This is a genomic window from Vibrio sp. DW001, from assembly GCF_029016285.1.
In the GTDB taxonomy this organism is placed as follows: Bacteria; Pseudomonadota; Gammaproteobacteria; order Enterobacterales; family Vibrionaceae; genus Vibrio.
Map to the genome: position 1 here is coordinate 2,436,271 of NZ_CP091975.1, position 19,898 is coordinate 2,456,168.

Here is a 19,898-nt window from a genome sequence, read left to right on the forward strand (position 1 = left end):
CCCCTGTCGTGAAATAAGATTTCAAAGATACCCTGTCAATGTGGCAATTATTACATTAGAGTTATCTTAATCGTATCTACATAAGGCTGCTGGCATGAATTTCGGATTCAATGTAAGAAACGGCGCACTTGCTGCCACGTTAGCAATTGCGATTCTGTTGGCTCTTTTTCCAGTATCAGGTCAGCCAGCGGGATTCTCCCATAGCGCTGCAGTTGTGTTAATCACCCTCATTTTCTGGACTACTGGCATTGTGCCGCCATTTCTTGTCGGGCTTATTTTCTTTGCTCTAGCGACCATTTTTAAACTGATAGAACCCACTCTACTCTTTTCTGGTTTTGGTTCCACCGCTGTCTGGCTGATCATCTCAGGATTTGTCATTGGGGCTTCTATCTCCTCCACCGGGCTAGGGAAGAGGCTCGCATCAACAATCGCACCCTATTTAACCGGCAGCTATACTAGGCTGATTGGTGGACTAGTAATGAGTGCGGTACTGCTTGGGTTTATAATGCCTTCATCCGTGGGACGGGCGGTCGTGTTGGTTCCGATCGGCATGGCGCTCGCTGATAAAGTCGGCTTAGATAAGGGAAGCAATGGACGAATTGGTATCGCCGTCGCTTTGGCTCTCGCCTGTAATATGCCAAGCTTTGCTGTTTTGCCTGCCAATATACCAAATATGATACTCGCAGGCGCTAGTGAAACTCTTTATGACATTCAGTTTAGTTATACCGAATATTTACTGCTCCACTTTCCTGTATTAGGGGTTCTAAAGTCTCTGCTCATCGTCACTTTGGTGTTGAAAATTTTTCCTGATAAAATTTCATCCAATCTCACGCCGGCATCTCAAAGTGTAGACGATAATTTTGATATTAAGGCGCAAAAAAAAGTCGGCTTATTACTCGGAATCACGCTTCTATTTTGGGTCACAGACTCAATACATGGCGTGAATCCAGCGTGGGTTGGTCTGGCAACAGCGATTATTCTTCTCCTGCCAAAAGTAGGCGTAATCCCCCCCAAATCTTTCAACAGTTCCGTCGACTTTGGTACCGTAGTTTTTGTCTCTGCTGCCCTTGGATTAGGCATGCTAGTAAACGAATCAGGGATAGGCAACTACATGGGGGAAGCGTTTAGTCAGCTTTTACCTTCCTCATCTTCTGGTTCGTTCCTTGGGTTTATGTCGCTTTCTTTAACATCGGTTGTCACGGGTTTAGTCACCACCATTCCAGGTGTACCAGCCGTCTTATCCCCTCTCGCGGCGGACTTCTCTCAAGCGACCGGATTCTCAACTACAGCGGTACTGATGACACAAGTATTAGGCTTTTCTACCGTGATATTCCCATATCAGGTTGCCCCATTGATCGTTGCGATGCAACTCTCCCAAGAACCCCTAAGTAAGCTAGTTAAAGTAACGTTACCCCTTACTGCGGTAACGATAGTTTTTCTGTTCCCGCTTGATTATGTGTGGTGGTGGCTGCTGGGTTGGGTTTGAATAAGGCTCTCTCTTAACATGCCGTTTGTTTTGCCAAAGATAGTTGATGTAAATGCTCGTGTTTTGTATTGACAGAAACGATGGCTAATCCACCCTTATTTCAATTTATCAATGGTCTTCTCTAACGGCTTTTATTATCCAATCAACGAATATTTGCACATCCGAACGCATCATCGCTTCTTTTGTAACAACAACATCATATCCGATATCAGGGCTAACCATTTCTTTGAATGGACAAATGAGTAATCCTGCCTGAAATAAATTTTTCAGAATTGGTTTACTTACTAAAACAAAACCTTGTCCTCCAATAGCCGCTTGTAACGCCTGGTTATATTCACTGAAATGAAGCCCTTTACTTGTTGCCATATTTTCCGATCCAAAGTGGGCTAACCAATTCTTCCAAACAAACCATTCTCTACTAGATTCTGCTGCTTCGAGTTGAGTGGTATCCCAATGAATTAGAGAAGTAGTTAAGAGATCCGATAGCGCTTTGGTGGGCGGGAGAGCATTTGCTACCGCAGGGCTGCACGCTGGCATAATTTGGTCGTTGATTAATCTATGATGCACTAGATTATCGTGGTTTCGAACACCATAGCGAATAGCTATATCAACATTACTCCGTTCCAAGTCAATCAACTGTGGAGATGAATCTATCAGTACTGCGATATCTGGGTAGGCCATCTTAAATTGCGCTAACCGGGGAATAAGCCATGCGCTGGAAAAGGATGGTTCAACAGAGATGATAAGCTGCTTTGAACTGCGAAACTCCTGCATCTTATCAACAGAAGATTTCATGTGTTTCATCGCTAAAGAGAGATCGTCCACACCTCTCTCTCCTGCGGAAGTTAAAACAAGACCTCTACCCTTACGTTTTAACAAAGGCGTGCCAATCAACTGCTCTAGCCGACTAACGAGTTGTTTCACTGCAGCAGGAGTGACTCGCAATTCTTCTGCTGCTGAATGGTAATTAAGATGCCTAGCAACGGTTTCAAATGCTCTGAGAGCATTCAATGAAGGAAGTGAATAATGCATAATTTTATTTAGAAAATATTAATAGAGAAAGAATAATAAATGAATTCTGCATCCATAGTAAAGTCGATATAATGGATTATTTGAAGTGATGACCATAGTGTCAAAGGACCTTCATAATTAACTATTTATTAATAATACGATTCGAGAGGTGCAATATGATATCACTACGATCACCCAGTTCTGGACTCGCATCTACCGTCGTATTTATTTCCGCGGCATTCTGGGGCGTTTACTGGATCCCATTAAGGCATTTGGAATCTCAGGGAGTAACGGGAACGTCAGCCATTGCATTATTAACGACTCCCGCTATGTTGCCTTTGCTGTTGATCGTAGGACTACAATGGAATCGTCATCGAGATTACTTAGGGCGAATGCTACTTATCGGTCTATTTACAGGATTAGGTATTGCTTTGTATTCATCGGGAGTGATTTACTCCTCTGTCGTGCGAGCCACGCTTCTTTTTTATCTGACACCCGTTTGGGCAACATTAATTGAAATATTCTGGCTAAAAGAAAAAGCCCATTGGTCTCGTTGGTTAGCCGTTTTGGCTGGACTTTCAGGAATGACGTTGCTTCTTTCTGGTCATGGTTCAGTACAATTGAATATCGGTGATTTTTTCGCTTTCTTTTCCGGGATATTTTGGGCAATCGGTGCGGCAATGATTAAGCGCTTTGAACGTGTTCCTTTAGCTGGAATGACGTTATGCCAGTTCGTTGTCACCGCGCTGGGAGCAATATTTATTGGCTATATTTTGGGGGCCAATAATAACGTAAGTATGGATCAGTTTTTGTCAGTGCTTCCAACAATATCATTCGTTTCTATAGTGGTAATGTTGCCAGTTGTACTTGCGATCTTTTGGGCTCAGAAGTTTATTAACCCCGGAAAAGTTGGCCTATTGATGATGTCTGAGGTGCTTGTTGCCGTTCTCTCTGCAAGTATGTTGTTACCGAATGAACGCATGACGATAATCGAATGGACTGGCGCGATACTGATTATCGGTGCGTGTCTGATTGAAGTTCTAATTAGTTTCCAATTAAAGCCTGAGGTAATTTTGATTCAAAACCGCTCTATTGATGATTAATCCTTACGTCGCATCACGATATCGGAATGTTAAATAACACCCTAAATCACTGTATCCCTATAACGTCAATGTATCAGAGAGATAGTCGGTAAAAACTCTAACTTTGACTGGCATATAAGCACGTTCAGGAAAAACCGCCCAGATACTTTTTTCCGGCATGTTGTATCCTGGTAACAATTGGATGAGCTCAGCACTATTTATATAAGATTTTGCGATAAAATCAGGCAATCGTCCAACCCCCAAGCCTTGTAAGCATCCTGCTAATATTGCTTCGCTATTATTTACTCTATAATTTCCACGTACGCTGACTCTTTCGATGTAATCATTGTATTCGAAAATCCATTCGATCATTTGTCCCGACTGGCTATAAATCAACGCATTGTGCTCAGTCAGATCGATGGGCGTTTTGGGCAAAAATCTTCCATCTAAATATGTTTTGGACGCACAAATTAAACTGCGACTAAGCATAAGTTTTCTTGCGATTAAGGATGAATCGGCAAGATTGCCACCACGAATAGCAACATCGAATCCAACAACAACAATATCCGAGTAACGATCGTCCATAACCATATCGATTTCAACCTGCGGGTACTTCTTCAGAAAACCTAGGATTAAAGGAGCAATTTTCAATCGCCCAAAAGACATTGGAACACAAATCTTGAGCTTACCTATTGGTGAATGTTGTGGAAATGAATCGTCAGTTTTTCAGTTCTATTGCAGGTATGTCTCATACCTTTGTTGATATCTGGAATCAAAATGATGTGATTATCTGTAACGGTCAGGTAAGTTACATTAGGAAAGATGGTAGTAAACATTCAGCAAACTTCGCGACATTTTTAACTATGAAAGAGGCTTTAATCAGTGATTACAAAATCTATGCTGATGTATCTCAACTATAACAATTGACGTATCACGTCACTCATCATTGATTTGAGTATTTACGTCTATTCGTCTTCGATTACACAATTAGCTTACGGCTTTGCGCGGTTTTTCGGAGGTTTATTATTGGCATGGTCTAAATACTCAACCGTTGTTTTACCATCCATCGGTTGAGAAAAATAAAAGCCCTGCATACAATGCACATTTTTCTTTCGATAACACGCATTCATATCTGCATTCTCAATGCCTTCCACTAGAAACTCAACGTCATTTCGTCGGCACATATCGATAAGAAAGCAAACATAGTTCATCGCTTCCTCGTTTTGCATGGCTTTATTTACCGTTTCCTTGTCGAGTTTGATTTGGTTGATTGGTAAGGAAAATAAATTATTTAAGGTACTGTAACCAGAGCCGAAATCGTCGAGAGAAAGCTTGAATCCAAGCTGTGATAGTGCAAGCAGCTGCGCGCTAGCCATTGAGCTCGTATCTAAGAATAGCGATTCAGTTATTTCCATAACAATTCGCGATGGTGATATTTGATGTTCCATTGCGATACTTAACGCTTGCGTAGCAAAACTTATACTCTGTAGTTGAAGAACCGAGACATTCACATTCACACTCACGGTTGAATCGCACGGTAATTCGCTCAAAAACTGACATGCTTGATTAAACACTTGCCAGCCAAGCTGCACAATTAAATGCTGGGATTCAGCCACAGGAATAAACTCGTCAGGATATATTTCCCCAAGCGCACTGTTTTCCCATCGGGATAATATTTCTACGCTGCAAGGTTTGTTGGTTTCCACATTGATTATCGGTTGGAACTTAACGGTTAATTCATTATTTCTTATTGCGCCCCGCAGTTCTTTTTCAACAAAGAAATACCTAGCCAGTTTTGAATGCTTGTTTTCATCATGAATGGCCCATTTACACTCATTTCCTTTCAAGGCGTACTCACTCGTTCTTGCGAGGTGCCTTAATATATCTCTAGGTGATTCAGATTGACGCGGCGGTAGCGTCATTATACCGACACGCATATCACACAGATCAAACATTGGATTTAGATTTGCTAGATCTTTAGAGTGAGAGAATATCTTGTCACAGATTTCTTCTAATTCATTGCTGTTGAAAGAATGACCAACAATAGAAACAAAATTGCCTAGAATGGATTGATATCGATATATAGGGTATATCGATAAATCGTTAAGAGCGTTATAAATACAGCTATAGATCCTATCTAAAACGTCGTAACCGTACTGACTTACCAATGTTTTGAGTTTGTTGATATTGAAATAAAATAGAGTACAGGGTGTTTGATTGTCACCAAGTCGATTCATGTCATCTAGCAATTTTTTATAATGAAAAAAGTGATAACGCGAGGCCACCCAATGTTGGTGACAAATGTGCTTATCCTGATCAAATTTTGCGTAGTATGTTTCTTGTACCCCCTCAATATAGTATTTTCCCTGATGTACGGCAATTTTACATTGGCAGGTTAGTTCCAAGTACGCCCCATCGATACCTTGCCGACGAAACGTCATCGCTGCTGAAGGGATTTCAGATGTAAATAATTGAAAGATAACGTTTTCAACGTGCTCTACATCGTCATAGTGAATCTGGGCTAACCACTCTTTATAATGCAGGGTGTGTCTATAGCTAGAGAGATTTTCGCCAAAATAGATATACCCATCGATATCGATGCAAAAAAACACTGAATCTAGCGAATTCCCTGCGATATTCTCCATAGATTTAATCAATCTCTCATTTTAAAAATAAATCCGCTCACGACAAACTTTTCTGAACGAAAAGCTCACATTAAACATATAGAGTTATAATTAATCATGCAATTAATAATAACCAAAGTGTATGTCACATTTTAAAAATATAGATACTTGTCATATGAATCACATCAGTAGACGTATCAAATCAATGTGTCGGCCGTGTTCGTAAAAATTTCTCTTTAAGCTCAAATCATATTGAAATTCAACTTTTCCCGTCCCGACTTATTGACTAATTAAATCGGTAATGTTCGGTTTTACAAATAGTTAGCGCATTTTATATTATCTACGCGTATGATTCTGAACTATTGATTTGGCGCTCGAACTCTCGTTCATGACTTCTCGCTATTTTCTAATCGTCTTCAAAATGCTCGTTGTTAACAACAAGTATTTTATGTTAATTGTTTGCCACTAAATTTGGGTGTGAATTTTAAGACATGAACAAGATAAGAAAAATATTACAATTGGTTGGATTTAAAAGCATTCAATCACAACTTTTATCGCTAATTTCAGTATTGGTTTTCTCTGGTTTTATCGCGATGGCTATCATTTATTATGGTATGCAAGCTGATGCCTCTACGATAAACGTGGCAGGTAGGCAGCGAATGCTCTCTCAGCGAGTGGCTAAAGAAGCACTGCTTATTCAATCTGGCTTAGGTGATATCAAAACTGTAAAAACAACCATCAAGCAGTTCGACACATCGATGCAGTGGTTAATGGACGGGAATAAGGAGCAGGACATTTCTGTTCCTGCAACGAAAAGTATTGAGCATCAACTCAAAAAAGTCGAGCAACTATGGCACGTATACCAACAAGACATCCAAGTGTTGATTGACCGTTCTTCTTCATTATCTGAAGAGAATAAAGCGGAAATAATTAATCATATTTTTCAACGATCTCCAGTTATTCTTAAAGAGATGAATAAAGCCGTACAAATGATGGAGGTCGCCAGCAACGTTAATGTACGAAATAACATGCAGATATCAATGGCACTTATTTTTTCTTTACTTTTATTATCTGGCTGTTTCTATCTGTACGTAAATCGATTCTTAATGAAGCCTTTACTGCCTTTAAGAGAGGCATTAAAAATGCTCTCTAAGGGTAACTTAACGGTTTATTTACCTGCAGATGATAGTCAAGATGAAATTGGCATGCTTTACAGAGACTATAACGATGTTCTCAAAGACTTTTCTGCCATTTTAGGTAGCGTAGTCCATTCTAGCGAACAGCTTAGTGTGTCCAGTTTACAGCTCAATAAAGCTGCTACTGAAAACGCCATCGGTATGGATAAGCAGTATCAAGAAATAGAACTGATTTCCACTGCTATGAATGAAATCACCGCGACCATACAAGAAGTAGCAGTAAGCAGTGCAAACGCCTCAGATTATACAAACAACGCTGAACTGGAAGCCAATAAAGGCAGAGTTACGGTCAAAGAAGCCGCCTCCACTATTGATGAGCTTAATCAACATGTTCAATCTGTAGGAGATGTCGTTAATACCCTTAACATGAACAGTTTACAGATCAGTAAAGTTCTTGATGTCATCAATGAAATTGCAGAACAAACCAATTTACTGGCACTAAATGCAGCGATAGAAGCCGCACGTGCCGGAGAATCAGGGAGAGGATTTGCTGTTGTGGCTGACGAAGTTCGGGGGTTGGCTGCTAGAACCGCGAATTCGACCAGCGAAATAAAAACAATGGTAGAGAACCTACAGAGCCAAGCCAGACAATCTGTTAAAGCCATCAACATTAGCCAAGAGAAAGCAACCGCGGGTGTTGAACATATGAATGAAGCGGACGTTGCGTTAAAACGAATTGTTGAAGCCGTTGTCGCGATCAATGAAATGAACACCCACATTGCAACCGCAACAAAAGAAGAGAGTCACGTCGCTAACGATATGAACGAGCGAATCGTACATGTCGCGGATACGTCGAGTAAAACTCGAAATAATGCACTGAATAATCAGGAGCTTGCAGAACACTTGTCGCAAGTCGGCCAAGTTTTACGCGATGATACAATACGTTTTACGATCTAGTATTGAATAACCAACGCTCTTCGATATTCAAACATACTGCTAATCAGTCCTTCACTAAGGCTAACATTTTTCACTTCAATGTTAGCCTTAGTATCTTTATTTCTCTAAGATTTCAAAACATGGCACGGGCTATTTTTGTCACAGAAAAAATATATATATCAGATTGTTTAACCTTACGTCGCTAACTAGAAAAAGAGCTGGGAGAAGACTTCAGGATATGTAATTATTAGTATCACAATAGCAATAGATATCAGCAAAATTATGGCCAGTGAGAACATCATCGATTTTTGGCATTCTAAAGTAACCAAACATAAGAATGTCTATGTGGTACCCGATGGCTGTCAGGACGTAATTTTTAGCCTACAAAAAAATCGTCCCCCTCAGATTTATCTCTCTCCTCTTTATCTCCAAACTATCAACGTAGAAATGGAACCAGAGACAGAAATGATGGGGTTTCGTCTTAAGCCAGGTTGTGAAATTAAACAATTGGACAAGTCGGGGTTGCTGTCATCTCTTCACTCAACAAGTAAACTAACCGACCAAATAGAAAACGCAACACATACCAATGAGAATATATCTGAGGTATTAAATTGTATTAAACAACATGGCACCAGTATTCAACACTGTGCCAATCAATTAGGCGTTAGTTCCAGAACATTACAACGAGTGATTTCACGCAACACCCCACGCAGTCCGTCATTTTGGCTACGCTTAGCAAGAGCCAGACAGAGCGCAAAAACGCTGGTTGACGGTGGTACTTTTACAGAAGTAGCTTATCAATACCAATATACCGATCAGTCACATATGTGCAGAGAGATCAAACATTGGTTTGGTGTCACTCCCTCAGAGTTACTCAAACGGCACGACCTGATCTCTCAACTGTTCTGGCAAGCGTATTAGTTACGAATTGGGCTGCATATTTCAACTAAAAAACCATTGATATCATTTACATATGCAGTAGTTTGCCCCCATGGCATTTCTTCTACTTTTTGTACCAATCGAGCACCAGCACTGATTGCTATCTCCAACACGTTGGCTACATTTTCTGTTTCAAAAGCTATTTCAAAACTCGGTGTCAAAGCATTGGGAGCAACAGCCTCTTTGCCTAGTTGGTTCATTAGCTTCAGCGAAGAGAATGATAACGTCGTACCTCCTGTATCTAATTCTCCATAGTCACCCTCTTCATGGAGGAATGAGCGCTTAAAATCGAAAGCTTTCTCATAGAACTCCAGCGTTTTCGTAACATCTTCAACATAAAGTATAGCGTACTTAAATCTCATTTTATTTCCCTCTAACCTACGAATGAATAGCGAGAGTAGAATGGATAAGTGTGGTTGTATTGGATATAAGCGACAGACATCAATTCTGTCTTGAACTTTATCGTAACTGTCTCTATGTCGCTTTCACTTATCGTAACCAATCTGATTCCTTATTCTCCTCAGAGAATTCAGAAGGTGTCGTGCCTTTAGAAAGCCAGATGTCATTTACGATGCGGAATGCTGCTGTCAGCGTCTATGGCTTCAATGAGGGTCATACTAGTATCTTTAAAAGCACTATGATGGCAGAGAAATTAAACGACGCGCTTAACGCGTCTACGCACTAAACAAGGTTTTAAGAGGGTGTCCGACTATTACCAATCCAAATCCTCTACCCCCAACTGTCTCATAAACGATAAATTACTGGGTTTGCCGAATTTGCATAGTGACCAGATTATATGTTGGTAATATGTTAATAAATGGTAAAAGTGATTTCAACCACCTATCAACGCCATCTTACTATCACTACCATCAATTAAAAGTATGCGGAAAATTATCAACCTATTTTACATACCATGTGGGTTTGCCCGAAGTAGGACGTTAACAACTAGAAAGCGGGCTTAATGAAAAATGTTTGTTTTACCATCACGATACGTTTTTAGAACAAGGAGAGGGACGTGAATAAAATAGTAATGTCTGGCGTAATAGCCGTACTAGGCAGTTCATCGCTTCAATTATATGCGGCAGATACGACAACCACCACCGACAGACCAAACGTACTAGTTATTATTGCGGATGATATGGGCTTTAGCGATATAGGCGCATATGGCAGTGAAATAGAAACACCCAATATCAACCAACTTGCGAAAGAAGGGGTCAGCTTTACTAACTTCCATGTTGGGGCAACGTGTTCTCCTACTCGTACCATGCTGATCAGCGGTGTCGATAATCACCTAGCAGGCCTAGGTAACATGCATGAAATTATGGCAGATAACCAGTTCGGGAAACCGGGCTATGAAGGTCATCTCAATAATAGTGTTGTTACTATTGCAACCGTATTGAAAGATGCTGGTTACCATACCTACATGGCGGGTAAATGGCACCTAGGCAGCAATAAAGATTCCATCCCTTATTCTCGAGGGTTTGAACAATCATTCGCTCTTGCAGAAAGTGGAGCAGACAACTGGGTCGAAATGCCTTATGCACCAATGTATGACAGGGTCCATTACTTTGAGAACGAAAACGAAGTCAAACTACCGACTGAAGACTACTACTCTTCCGATTTCTATACACAACGAATCATCGATAATATCGAGAGCAATCGCGAAGATGGTAAGCCATTTTTAGCATGGATTGGTTACCAGGCCGTTCACTACCCTCATCAAGCACCTAAAGAGTTTATCGACAAATATGACGGCGTATATGACGCCGGTTGGGAAGCACTCCGTAGCCGTCGCCTCAAGAATCAAAACGAACAAAAGCTGTTCCCTAACGCGGTATCCGTTGATGATAAGTTTGAAAAAACATCATTTGATGATTGGAAATTACCAGAGTGGGACGCACTTTCTGAAGAAGAAAAGAAATTTAATGCTCGCCGCATGCAAACCTACGCCGGCATGGTCGACAATATGGACCACAACATAGGCAAGATATTTGCCTATTTGAAAGACATCAAAGAATTGGATAATACACTGATTATTTTCATGTCTGACAACGGTACCGATCCAAACCTCTTGTCAAACAACGAAGCATATCGTCCATGGTATGAAAAAAACTATGAATTCACCTATATGGACGACTACAAAGGTGACTATTCTGAAATGGGGCAAAAAGGATCCTACACCGATTATGGTCCGGGTTGGGCTGCCGCTGCCAATACACCAAATAGTTACTTTAAAACCTTCTCTACTGAGGGGGGGTTAAGAGTTCCATTTATTGCTCGATTCCCATCCGCTATTCCTAGCGACAGTAAGGTTAATACATTTGCTTTTGTAAAAGACATCTACCCTACTATTCTAGAAGTCACCAATATTGACAGGCATACCGGTACGTATAACGGCAAAAAATATCATGCACCAGATGGCACCAGTGCTTGGAGTGTAATGACAGGCAAACAGAAAGCTGTGCACCCTGATTCAGAAGCCATTGGCTATGAGTTGGCGGGTAGTAGCGCCGTATTTAAAGGCAGGTATAAACTCGCCATCAACCCACCCCCCAAAGGAAACGGTGAGTGGGAACTGTATGACATCACTATTGATCCTTCAGAGCTAAATAACCTAGCCAAAGACAAACCAGAAATGGTCGCTCAGATGAGAAAAGAGTATAAGGCGTATGAGAAAAAGAACTCACTTGTTCCTGTACCTGAAGGTTATAACCCAATAGATCAAGTTATTAAAAACAGCAAACTATAAGGAATGACAGCACCCGTGTTTGTCGTAAAAAGCAGTGTGTTTGTGATAGCTCTCGTGCTCATTGGCGCTATCACGTCATCCGCTTATGGTGAATCAACATTAGAAAATGTATTTGTCGGCAGTCAAAACTGTGAGTCATGCCATGAACAAGAAACGAAGGCATGGCAAGGCTCACATCATGATAAAGCAATGCAACATGCTAATGATGAATCCGTTTTGGGTGACTTTGATAATGCGGAGTTACGCTACCAAAATGAAGTAAACCGATTTTTCAAAAAAGGCAATGCGTACTGGGTCAACATTCAGGATGAGAACGGCATTTTTCATGACTATAAAATCAGCTTCACCTTCGGCTTTGATCCACTTCAGCAGTACATGGTTGAGTTTCCTGACGGAAGGATTCAATTAATCCCTTTTGCCTGGGATTCTCGATCAGAAGCTGAGAATGGTCAAAAATGGTTTTATTTGTACCCAAGCATGAACCCGACTAGCTCATTTTTCTGGACCAATTCCGGACAAAATTGGAATTACACATGTGCCGATTGTCACTCCACAAATCTGAAGAAAAATTACGATGCGGAGTCAGACCAATACGCGACAACATGGAGTGAAATTGATGTCAATTGCGAAGCCTGCCATGGTCCGGCCTCGCAACATGTTCTATGGGCGAATAAAAAGATCGAGCTTGAAGACAAACATTTTGGCTTTCAACGAGACCTATCTAAATCGGTAAAGCAGTGGCAATTTATTGAAGGCCAATCAACACTTCAACCAACGAGTATAGAATCAACTGATTTAGTCTCCACTTGCGCTCAATGTCATAGCAGACGTGTTCAGCTCAATGATTCCGTTGACCACACACAAAGTGAGTTTGGTGACAAATACGAGCTAAATTTGATTTCTCCCGACATTTATTATCCTGATGGACAGATTTTCGATGAAGATTATGTCTATGGATCATTTCTTCAATCTAAAATGGCAACGAAAGGTGTCGTCTGCACGGATTGTCATGACCCCCACACCGCACAGCTCGTTGTTTCAGAAGAAGCGGTATGTTTACAGTGCCATTTGCCCAATAAATATTCATCAATAGAACATAGCCACCATGATCCGGGCTCAGAAGGTGATCGGTGTGTTAACTGCCACATGCCAGAAACAAACTACATGCAGATCGACCCGAGAAGAGATCACGCATGGCATATACCGAACCCGACGAGAAGCAATCAGATGAATACACCGGATGTATGTACAGATTGCCATAGTGACAAAAATCCGCAGTGGGCAGTATCTTATATAAACCAATGGTTTCCAGACTCAACGCGAAATAAAGAAAAACATTTTTCCCTCGCCTATTTTGCAGGAGAAATTGGTCATTCTGCCGCTGAGCAAGCATTGGGCTATATCGCTTTAGATAACAATCAAACAGATATTATCAGAGCGTCAGCATTGAGCCGTCTTAGTAATATTGACGGTAAATTCGCAACAATTGCAGCGATGAGAGGAAGCAAAGATACCAGTTCACTGGTACGATTTGCGGTGGTTTCAGCGACGTCCAGTTATAACAATGAAGATCGGTGGACACTGTTGTCTCCCCTACTCGATGACCCAATACTAATGGTAAGAACCGCGACGGCAGGTGCGCTTATCCAAGACTGGTCGTCCTTAAACCTTGCCCAACAAACACGATTAAGCCCAGCATTAAATGAATATATGGAGATTCAAAGATACAATTCTGACCGTGCATTTGCCCGCACCAATTTAGGCAATGTTTTTCGAGCACAAGGTGCATTTGAATCGGCGGTCACGAACTACCAAGGCGCGATAGAAATAGAGCCGTACTTCGAGACGAGTTATGTCAATTTGGCCGATCTATACAGAGAACAAAACCGAGATGACTTAGCAAAAGTAACCCTCGAGAAAGGCACAAAAAATGCACCAAACTCGGCGGCGATTCAATTCAGCCTCGGTCTTCTTCATCTTAGACAAGATAACTCGACCCTCGCCTTAGAGCACTTAATACGTTCCGTAGAACTCGAACCTAAAAATAGCTATTACCAAAGCGTCACTGAGCTAGCAAAAAGCCAACTTAATACCCCGTCTCCAAAATCATTACCCGAATAATTAATTAGAAGAAAAAACCATCTATTTATTATTAAGAACTATACTAAAAAATTCCATAAGCAAAGGTTTAGCTAAGCGTGATACAAGCAGGAAAAAATAAATCTATTAACAGTTACCGCACCTTGTCAACGTCTGATTTTGGTCAGCTAGAGACCTTTAACAAAGATAAAGGTCGGCAATACACACAGCTTCGCCCCGGAGAACTGAACGCAAAATGCATCGAAGTTAATCTCGGCGACGTGTTACTTCTTCGTGAACAGTTAAATATCGGTACCAGAATAGAGGCATCACCCCCGAGCAATTATGTTCCTTTCGCCTCTCTCGTAATACCGTCGATTCGCGGCACCTTTTATGGCAACATCAATCCCAAAAAGCGTTTACTTCAAGCTTCCGGCGGTGATTGGGATATCAACGTTTCCAACCACATTGATTATGTTGCTACTATTTTTAGTCGCGATTTTCTATACCGAAACTATCTTCGTCTTACCGGTCAAGAGTTCCCGATTGAATGGCTTAAAAATAAAGCAGTACAAACCGAAGAAACCGCATTCAATCAATATACTCATGGATTAAGCCAGTTAATTTACCTTCTTCACCAACAACCTGAACTGCTAAACCATCAATTAGTAAAAAAAGCCTATAGCGAAACCGTATTGGACATAACACTCAATGCACTAAAACCAACAAATGCATATAGAGAAAAAATATTACCGCAGTCCAAGCGAATAAAAGGGGTCCGTATCGCAATAGAGTTCTTAAATCATCACGCACACCTAGTGCCCACTAAATCTGAACTATGTGAAATTTCAGGCTTAAGTGAGCGAAGCTTACAGTATGGATTTCAAGAGTATTTTGGCTTAACACCCAACCAATATTTACGAGCTTTACGCTTAAATGGTGTTCGACAAGAGTTGATCACCAGTTCAAGCAATGAACATAACGTCTCTAATATTGCTCTCAACTGGGGGTTCTTTGAACTCGGTCGTTTCTCTGGTGAGTACAAACGATTTTTCAACGAATTACCTTCCGCAACATTAAAACGTTGTTATTAGTTCATCGGATACTTATCATTTAGCAGCACCTTTTTCTCCTTTAACTCATCGTCTTATATGGCTTTTTGATAGATTCATTCTTTTTGAGTTTATTATCAATTAATTGCTATGCTTGTAGTGTCGTCTTTTTATACCATGGATAGGACTAACATCATGAACAAATGCATGCTCGGGTTCATATTATTCACCACCGCATTATCCTTCAATAGCATTGCCAGCGAAGAAGAAAACAATCAGGAAGTAAGCCACCTACCTCCGTCGTTTACCACTGTCGATACCAATAGTGATGGCGTGATTGACGAAGACGAACTCAATCGTTTCCGAAGCAATCAGCAAGACAGCAATGCCTCCGACTCAAATGATCCGGCTCGGCAGAAAAACAAGATAAGTGCTTTCGCATCCTTTGATAAGAATAAAGATGGCTATATTACAGAAGCTGAACTCGCGGCTCACAGTAAGTACTCCAATCTAGGAAATGGAACTAGAGAAAGGAAGGATAAAGAAAAAACCAACAACAACAGTCGAAATAAAACAGGAAACGATAAAAGTAATAGCAGCGGTGGGAAGAATAACAATAACAGTGGTAGCAGTAAGAAAAAATAGGTTCACATGAATAGACAACGATCACTATTAAAATGGAGTATTACGGGTACCTTGGTGGCAACACTGTGTTGTTTTACCCCTATCCTTGTCATCTTATTCACCACAATTGGGCTTTCTGGATTGATCGGCTATTTGGATTATGTCTTGTTGCCTTCTCTCGTGTTTTTCGTTGGTCTGACAGCTTATGCATTGTTTAAAAACAGAAAAAAAAGCGAATTCGATTAGTTAGACCACTCGTTGACCAGTGTCCTCATAGGTATTATGGCGTTGAATCTAGATAACCTACTCAAACGCTTTAAACTATAGCGTATAATAAACCTGTGAATCATTCTTGATTGATTCACAGGTTGTCTAAAACAGTTTCGACCATACGCTTATTTTTTACTTGCTTGATGAACAATGCCAATACCATGAGGGCCATGGCGGTCAGTTCTAATCGATTTAAATTCTCTCCCAGTAAAATAGCACCCGTGAGTAACGCGACAACCAGCTCTAACGACCCCGTTAAAGCATTCTTATTTGCACATGATCTTGGTGCTCCTACCATAAACAAGAACTGAGGAATTGCCGCTGCCAGTAATGCAATACCTAACACTGACATGAAACCAAAGAATGAAACAGGCAATACCTGCGTAGGTTCAACCCATATGGCTATCGGTAACAGAACCAGTACATGACCGATCGTTATCCAAGCCATTCTATTGGTTGTGGGAATATTTCTTCTGGGATTTGAAAGATATTGTACCTGCATGGCAACGGTCAAAGGTGCCAGAAAACAAGCGACAACCGGTAATAATGCATCTACTGGAAGCGCTTCAGGCCTTACGGTTAATGACGCGGCGATCGCGACCAACGCAGCCGAGACCAACGCATTTTGTGAAGGCACCCGCTTAAATACAATCCAACCAATCAAAACGCTAAAAACGGGGTAGCTGTAATAGATTAAGATAGCAGTGGCGGCTGGAATGGTTCTCAAAGCATGAAAATAACAAAAAATAGAAACGCCGCTGACAACGCCCAATAATAAACTTCTACAAGCTTCAGCCCAATTTCTTCTTGGTGTACGTAGAAAAAAAATAAAAAATAATGCCGGTATAATAAACCGATATAGGCTCACCATCTCTGCACCCAAACCTTCTTTGAACAGCATCTGTGCAAAAAAGGGATTAAGTCCGTAAAAAAAAGAAGCCAATAAAACCAAATATTGGCCATTAATTGTTGATTTATTGTTCACGTTATTTGCTGTTCACATCAATAGAATTACATCGGTTAAGTTTGAACAATAGCGCATCATTGATTAGAAAAATAATGAATAACTTGCCATATTGATTAATAACATGCATGTATGATGAATGAATTTTCATTTACAAAAATGATTGAGGTAAGAGTATGAGGTTAGATATTAAACATTGGGAGATGCTCAAGGCTATCGATGACACAGGGACATTGAGGCAAGCGGCATACGTGTTGGGTATTACGCAGTCAGCGTTAAGTCACCGACTTGCAGAAGCAGAAAGACGTTTAGGTGGATTGTTATTTGAAAGAGAAGGTCGCAGGCTTAGGCAGACATCTTCTGGTCGAGCCATGATACAAACAGCCAATCAAATCATTCCTGCCCTACAACGTGCAGAATTTGACTTTCAGAAAATGGCGGCTAATCAAACAACCGTAGTTCGATTTGGTGTTGCAGCTTATAGTTGTTATCACTGGTTACCTTCATTTTTACAGGTTATGGCAAAAAAAGAACCTGACATTCATTTGGAACTGGTTGCTTCGGCAACACAGAACCCACTTCAAAACCTTCAGGATGGTACTGTTGATGTTGTTTTGGCTCCCGGATACTTGGCGATCCCCGGTATCGACTCGATTCCTGTATTTCAAGATGAACTCGTTTTGATTACACATTCACAACATGCATTGGCGAAAAAGACATTTATTGAAGCAACAGATTTGGAAGGTGAAGATTATCTGACCTATAGCAAATCTGCGCAACCAGGTTTTGAATATGAACGATTTATACGTCCTTCCGGTGTGGTCCCTTATTTGGTCACCGTTGTTGAAGTGACCGATGCGATTATCGAACTGATAGCCGCAGGATTCGGTGTGAGTATCCTTTCAAGGTGGGCCGTTCAGTCTGCCATCAAAAATGGAAGTGTATCGGCGGTTACATTAGGAAAGTCTACACTCACTCTCGGTTGGTCAGCGCTCGTACGTGAATCAGAACCAACTCCTGCCGCAGCAAGAGTTGTGTCGAGTAGACTAGCCGAATGGTTTCAGTGTTAATTTTCAGTCCTCGCGGCTATAAGATGCAACGAATGTCATCGCTAAGGCAGGTCGAAAAGTAATGCTGTCACCTGTTCTTGCTGGCCATTCATAAATCGTACCTTGTTTTGCTGTTCAACCTTTGCACCGGATCCCGCTTCAATAAAGGTATTGTCGATCTGAAGCTTACCCCTTATTTGGTGAAGGTAGACATTGCGTCCATCTTCAATATCAAAATCGATGCTTTGGCCCGCGTCCAGTATCAGTTGGTACAGTGACGCATCTTGCTTAATGCTCAACGCACCGTCTTTCCCGTCAGCGCTGATAATCAAAGTCAGGCCGTTCTCTTTACCGAAATTCTTTTGCTGGTAACCTGGCGTTTTGCCAAACGTGTTCGGTTGAATCCAGATCTGTAGAAATTTTAGGTTTTCATTTTGAGACGCATTGTACTCACTGTGATAAATGCCTCGTCCTGCTGACATTAATTGAAACTCACCAGCAGGTAAAACCTGAACATTTCCTTCACTATCTTTGTGCTCGATACTGCCTTCTAAGACATAGCTGACAATTTCCATATCGCGATGACCGTGAGTGTCGAAACCTGCTCCGGGCTTAACAATGTCATCATTGATAACTCTAAGAGCAGAAAAACCCATATGCTTCGGATCGTGGTAGTGACCAAATGAGAAGGTATGTTTACTCTCCAACCAGCCTAAGTTAGCGTGCCCACGATCTTGAGCGTTGCGTACTGTGATCATATTCATTTCCTCTTATCAATGTTCAATCAATGTTCAATCAATGTTGAAATGTATTTTTTGTTTTACACCTCAAGCGTTGAATGTAAGTTTAGGTGTGTTAGATTGAAGAAAAAATCGGAATGATTTGAATGTTATATTCAAATATTTTGAATAAGAGGATTTCATGCATAATTCAATCACAATAGATGCACTAAGAGCACTGGATGCTATTGATAAAAAAGGAAGTTTCTCCTCTGCAGCAGAATCATTATACAAAGTACCTTCTGCTTTAACTTATACAATCAAGAAACTTGAAGACAGTATGGGAGTGGCTCTGTTCGATAGATCGAAACAAAGGGCACAACTCACCCCTGCGGGTCGTCTTGTTTTGGCACATGGCCGCGAAATACTTCTCGCAACCCATCGACTTTTTGACTCGGTACAACAGCTAGAATCGGGCTGGGAGAGTGATATTCGAATTGCTCGAGATACGGTCATTCCTGAAAGTTCTCTATTCGATTTAATAGGTGAATTCAATCAACTTGAACATAACGTCGATGTTTCTTTGGGTGTTGAAGTGCTAGGTGGAGGCTGGGATGCACTTCATAGTCGACGGGCAGATATCATCATTGGCGCAACAGGTGAGTTACCTAAGGGAATGTTTCAAACACACAGAATGGGTAAGATTTCTTTTGTTTTTGCTATTGCGCCCAATCACCCTCTGGCAGAAATAGACGCAATTCTAGAGGCGGATATTCTGAGTCAATATCCCGCGGTGGTCGTTTCTGATACATCCCAACTACTTCCTGTACGTGACAGTGGTCTATTTAATAGCAAACAAGTCATTAGAGTGAACTCGATGGCGTCCAAACTAACAGCACAAGTAAAAGGCTTAGGCATCGGCTTTCTTCCTGAGCATATGGCGAAACCTTATTTGAAGAGTGGCCAATTAATTGTAAAAGAATGCGCTATCCCAAGGCCTTCTCAAGATGTCTATATAGCTTGGCATAAAAATCAAGAAGGGAAAGCTTTTGGATGGTTTGTCGAAAAGCTTTGCCAGATAGATTGGGAGCTTAGCAGATCACCAAAGGCATAATAAAAACATAACCATAAAAAAAAAGGGGTATTAGGCGCATATCCATTGCAGACATAGTCAATTA

General features: G+C 41.0%; 18 protein-coding genes. 12 read left to right on the top strand and 6 right to left on the bottom strand.

What is annotated here, in order from left to right:
• The first annotated feature begins 94 nt into the window (after positions 1-94).
• Positions 95-1,486, top strand: a complete 1,392-nt coding sequence (locus tag L3V77_RS11030) for an SLC13 family permease (protein ID WP_275134203.1) — start codon at positions 95-97, stop codon at positions 1,484-1,486.
• Between the two features lie 108 nt (positions 1,487-1,594).
• On the opposite strand, the gene L3V77_RS11035 is transcribed toward L3V77_RS11030, so the two are convergent.
• Positions 1,595-2,518, bottom strand: a complete 924-nt coding sequence (locus L3V77_RS11035) for a LysR substrate-binding domain-containing protein (RefSeq protein ID WP_275134204.1) — start codon at positions 2,516-2,518, stop codon at positions 1,595-1,597.
• Positions 2,519-2,673: 155 nt separating this feature from the next.
• On the opposite strand from L3V77_RS11035, the gene L3V77_RS11040 reads away from it, so the two are divergent.
• Positions 2,674-3,600, top strand: coding sequence for a DMT family transporter (locus L3V77_RS11040; protein WP_275134205.1), 927 nt, complete (start codon positions 2,674-2,676; stop codon positions 3,598-3,600).
• 57 nt (positions 3,601-3,657) lie between these two features.
• On the opposite strand, the gene L3V77_RS11045 is transcribed toward L3V77_RS11040, so the two are convergent.
• Entirely contained in the window at positions 3,658-4,245 is a 588-nt protein-coding gene (locus tag L3V77_RS11045) for a substrate binding domain-containing protein (protein ID WP_275134206.1), read from the bottom strand.
• Between the two features lie 38 nt (positions 4,246-4,283).
• On the opposite strand from L3V77_RS11045, the gene L3V77_RS11050 reads away from it, so the two are divergent.
• Entirely contained in the window at positions 4,284-4,499 is a 216-nt protein-coding gene (locus L3V77_RS11050) for a hypothetical protein (RefSeq protein ID WP_275134207.1), read from the top strand.
• A gap of 72 nt (positions 4,500-4,571) precedes the next feature.
• Here the strand turns inward: L3V77_RS11050 and L3V77_RS11055 are convergent, their stop codons facing one another.
• Positions 4,572-6,224 (bottom strand): EAL domain-containing protein, encoded by a 1,653-nt coding sequence (locus tag L3V77_RS11055; protein WP_275134208.1) that lies wholly within the window; start codon positions 6,222-6,224, stop codon positions 4,572-4,574.
• A 470-nt stretch (positions 6,225-6,694) separates the two neighbouring features.
• Here L3V77_RS11055 and L3V77_RS11060 point away from each other — a divergent pair, with 470 nt between their 5' ends.
• Together L3V77_RS11060 and L3V77_RS11065 are read left to right on the top strand one after the other, a co-directional pair.
• Positions 6,695-8,296, top strand: a complete 1,602-nt coding sequence (locus tag L3V77_RS11060; protein ID WP_275134209.1) for a methyl-accepting chemotaxis protein — start codon at positions 6,695-6,697, stop codon at positions 8,294-8,296.
• A gap of 261 nt (positions 8,297-8,557) precedes the next feature.
• Complete coding sequence (locus L3V77_RS11065) at positions 8,558-9,196, top strand: response regulator transcription factor (protein WP_275134210.1); 639 nt, start codon at positions 8,558-8,560, stop codon at positions 9,194-9,196.
• Here L3V77_RS11065 and L3V77_RS11070 read toward each other — a convergent pair.
• Complete coding sequence (locus L3V77_RS11070; protein ID WP_275134211.1) at positions 9,193-9,576, bottom strand: VOC family protein; 384 nt, start codon at positions 9,574-9,576, stop codon at positions 9,193-9,195. The two genes, L3V77_RS11065 and L3V77_RS11070, sit on opposite strands and share 4 nt — an antisense overlap.
• A 653-nt stretch (positions 9,577-10,229) precedes the next feature.
• Here L3V77_RS11070 and L3V77_RS11075 point away from each other — a divergent pair.
• The 5 genes from L3V77_RS11075 to merF all read left to right on the top strand — a co-directional run bounded on the left by L3V77_RS11075 (position 10,230) and on the right by merF (position 15,964).
• Entirely contained in the window at positions 10,230-11,963 is a 1,734-nt protein-coding gene (locus L3V77_RS11075) for a sulfatase-like hydrolase/transferase (protein WP_275134212.1), read from the top strand.
• A 15-nt stretch (positions 11,964-11,978) separates the two neighbouring features.
• Entirely contained in the window at positions 11,979-14,084 is a 2,106-nt protein-coding gene (locus L3V77_RS11080) for a multiheme c-type cytochrome (RefSeq protein ID WP_275134213.1), read from the top strand.
• 77 nt (positions 14,085-14,161) lie between these two features.
• On the top strand, positions 14,162-15,136 hold the full coding sequence (locus L3V77_RS11085; protein ID WP_275134214.1) for a helix-turn-helix domain-containing protein: 975 nt from the start codon (positions 14,162-14,164) through the stop codon (positions 15,134-15,136).
• Between the two features lie 153 nt (positions 15,137-15,289).
• A complete protein-coding gene (locus L3V77_RS11090; protein ID WP_275134215.1) occupies positions 15,290-15,739 on the top strand; it encodes a hypothetical protein in 450 nt (149 codons plus the stop codon).
• Between the two features lie 6 nt (positions 15,740-15,745).
• Positions 15,746-15,964, top strand: a complete 219-nt coding sequence (gene merF, locus L3V77_RS11095; protein WP_275134216.1) for a mercury resistance system transport protein MerF — start codon at positions 15,746-15,748, stop codon at positions 15,962-15,964.
• Between the two features lie 115 nt (positions 15,965-16,079).
• On the opposite strand, the gene L3V77_RS11100 is transcribed toward merF, so the two are convergent.
• Positions 16,080-16,973, bottom strand: a complete 894-nt coding sequence (locus L3V77_RS11100) for a DMT family transporter (protein WP_275134217.1) — start codon at positions 16,971-16,973, stop codon at positions 16,080-16,082.
• Between the two features lie 155 nt (positions 16,974-17,128).
• Between L3V77_RS11100 and L3V77_RS11105 the strand changes: the two genes are divergently transcribed.
• A complete protein-coding gene (locus L3V77_RS11105) occupies positions 17,129-18,022 on the top strand; it encodes a LysR substrate-binding domain-containing protein (protein ID WP_275134218.1) in 894 nt (297 codons plus the stop codon).
• 41 nt (positions 18,023-18,063) lie between these two features.
• On the opposite strand, the gene L3V77_RS11110 is transcribed toward L3V77_RS11105, so the two are convergent.
• Positions 18,064-18,759 carry a pirin family protein gene (locus L3V77_RS11110; RefSeq protein ID WP_275134219.1) on the bottom strand — a complete coding sequence of 232 codons (696 nt, stop codon included), beginning with the start codon at positions 18,757-18,759 and terminating at the stop codon, positions 18,064-18,066.
• A 163-nt stretch (positions 18,760-18,922) separates the two neighbouring features.
• On the opposite strand from L3V77_RS11110, the gene L3V77_RS11115 reads away from it, so the two are divergent.
• Positions 18,923-19,834 carry a LysR substrate-binding domain-containing protein gene (locus L3V77_RS11115; RefSeq protein WP_275134220.1) on the top strand — a complete coding sequence of 304 codons (912 nt, stop codon included), beginning with the start codon at positions 18,923-18,925 and terminating at the stop codon, positions 19,832-19,834.
• Positions 19,835-19,898 lie beyond the last annotated feature (64 nt).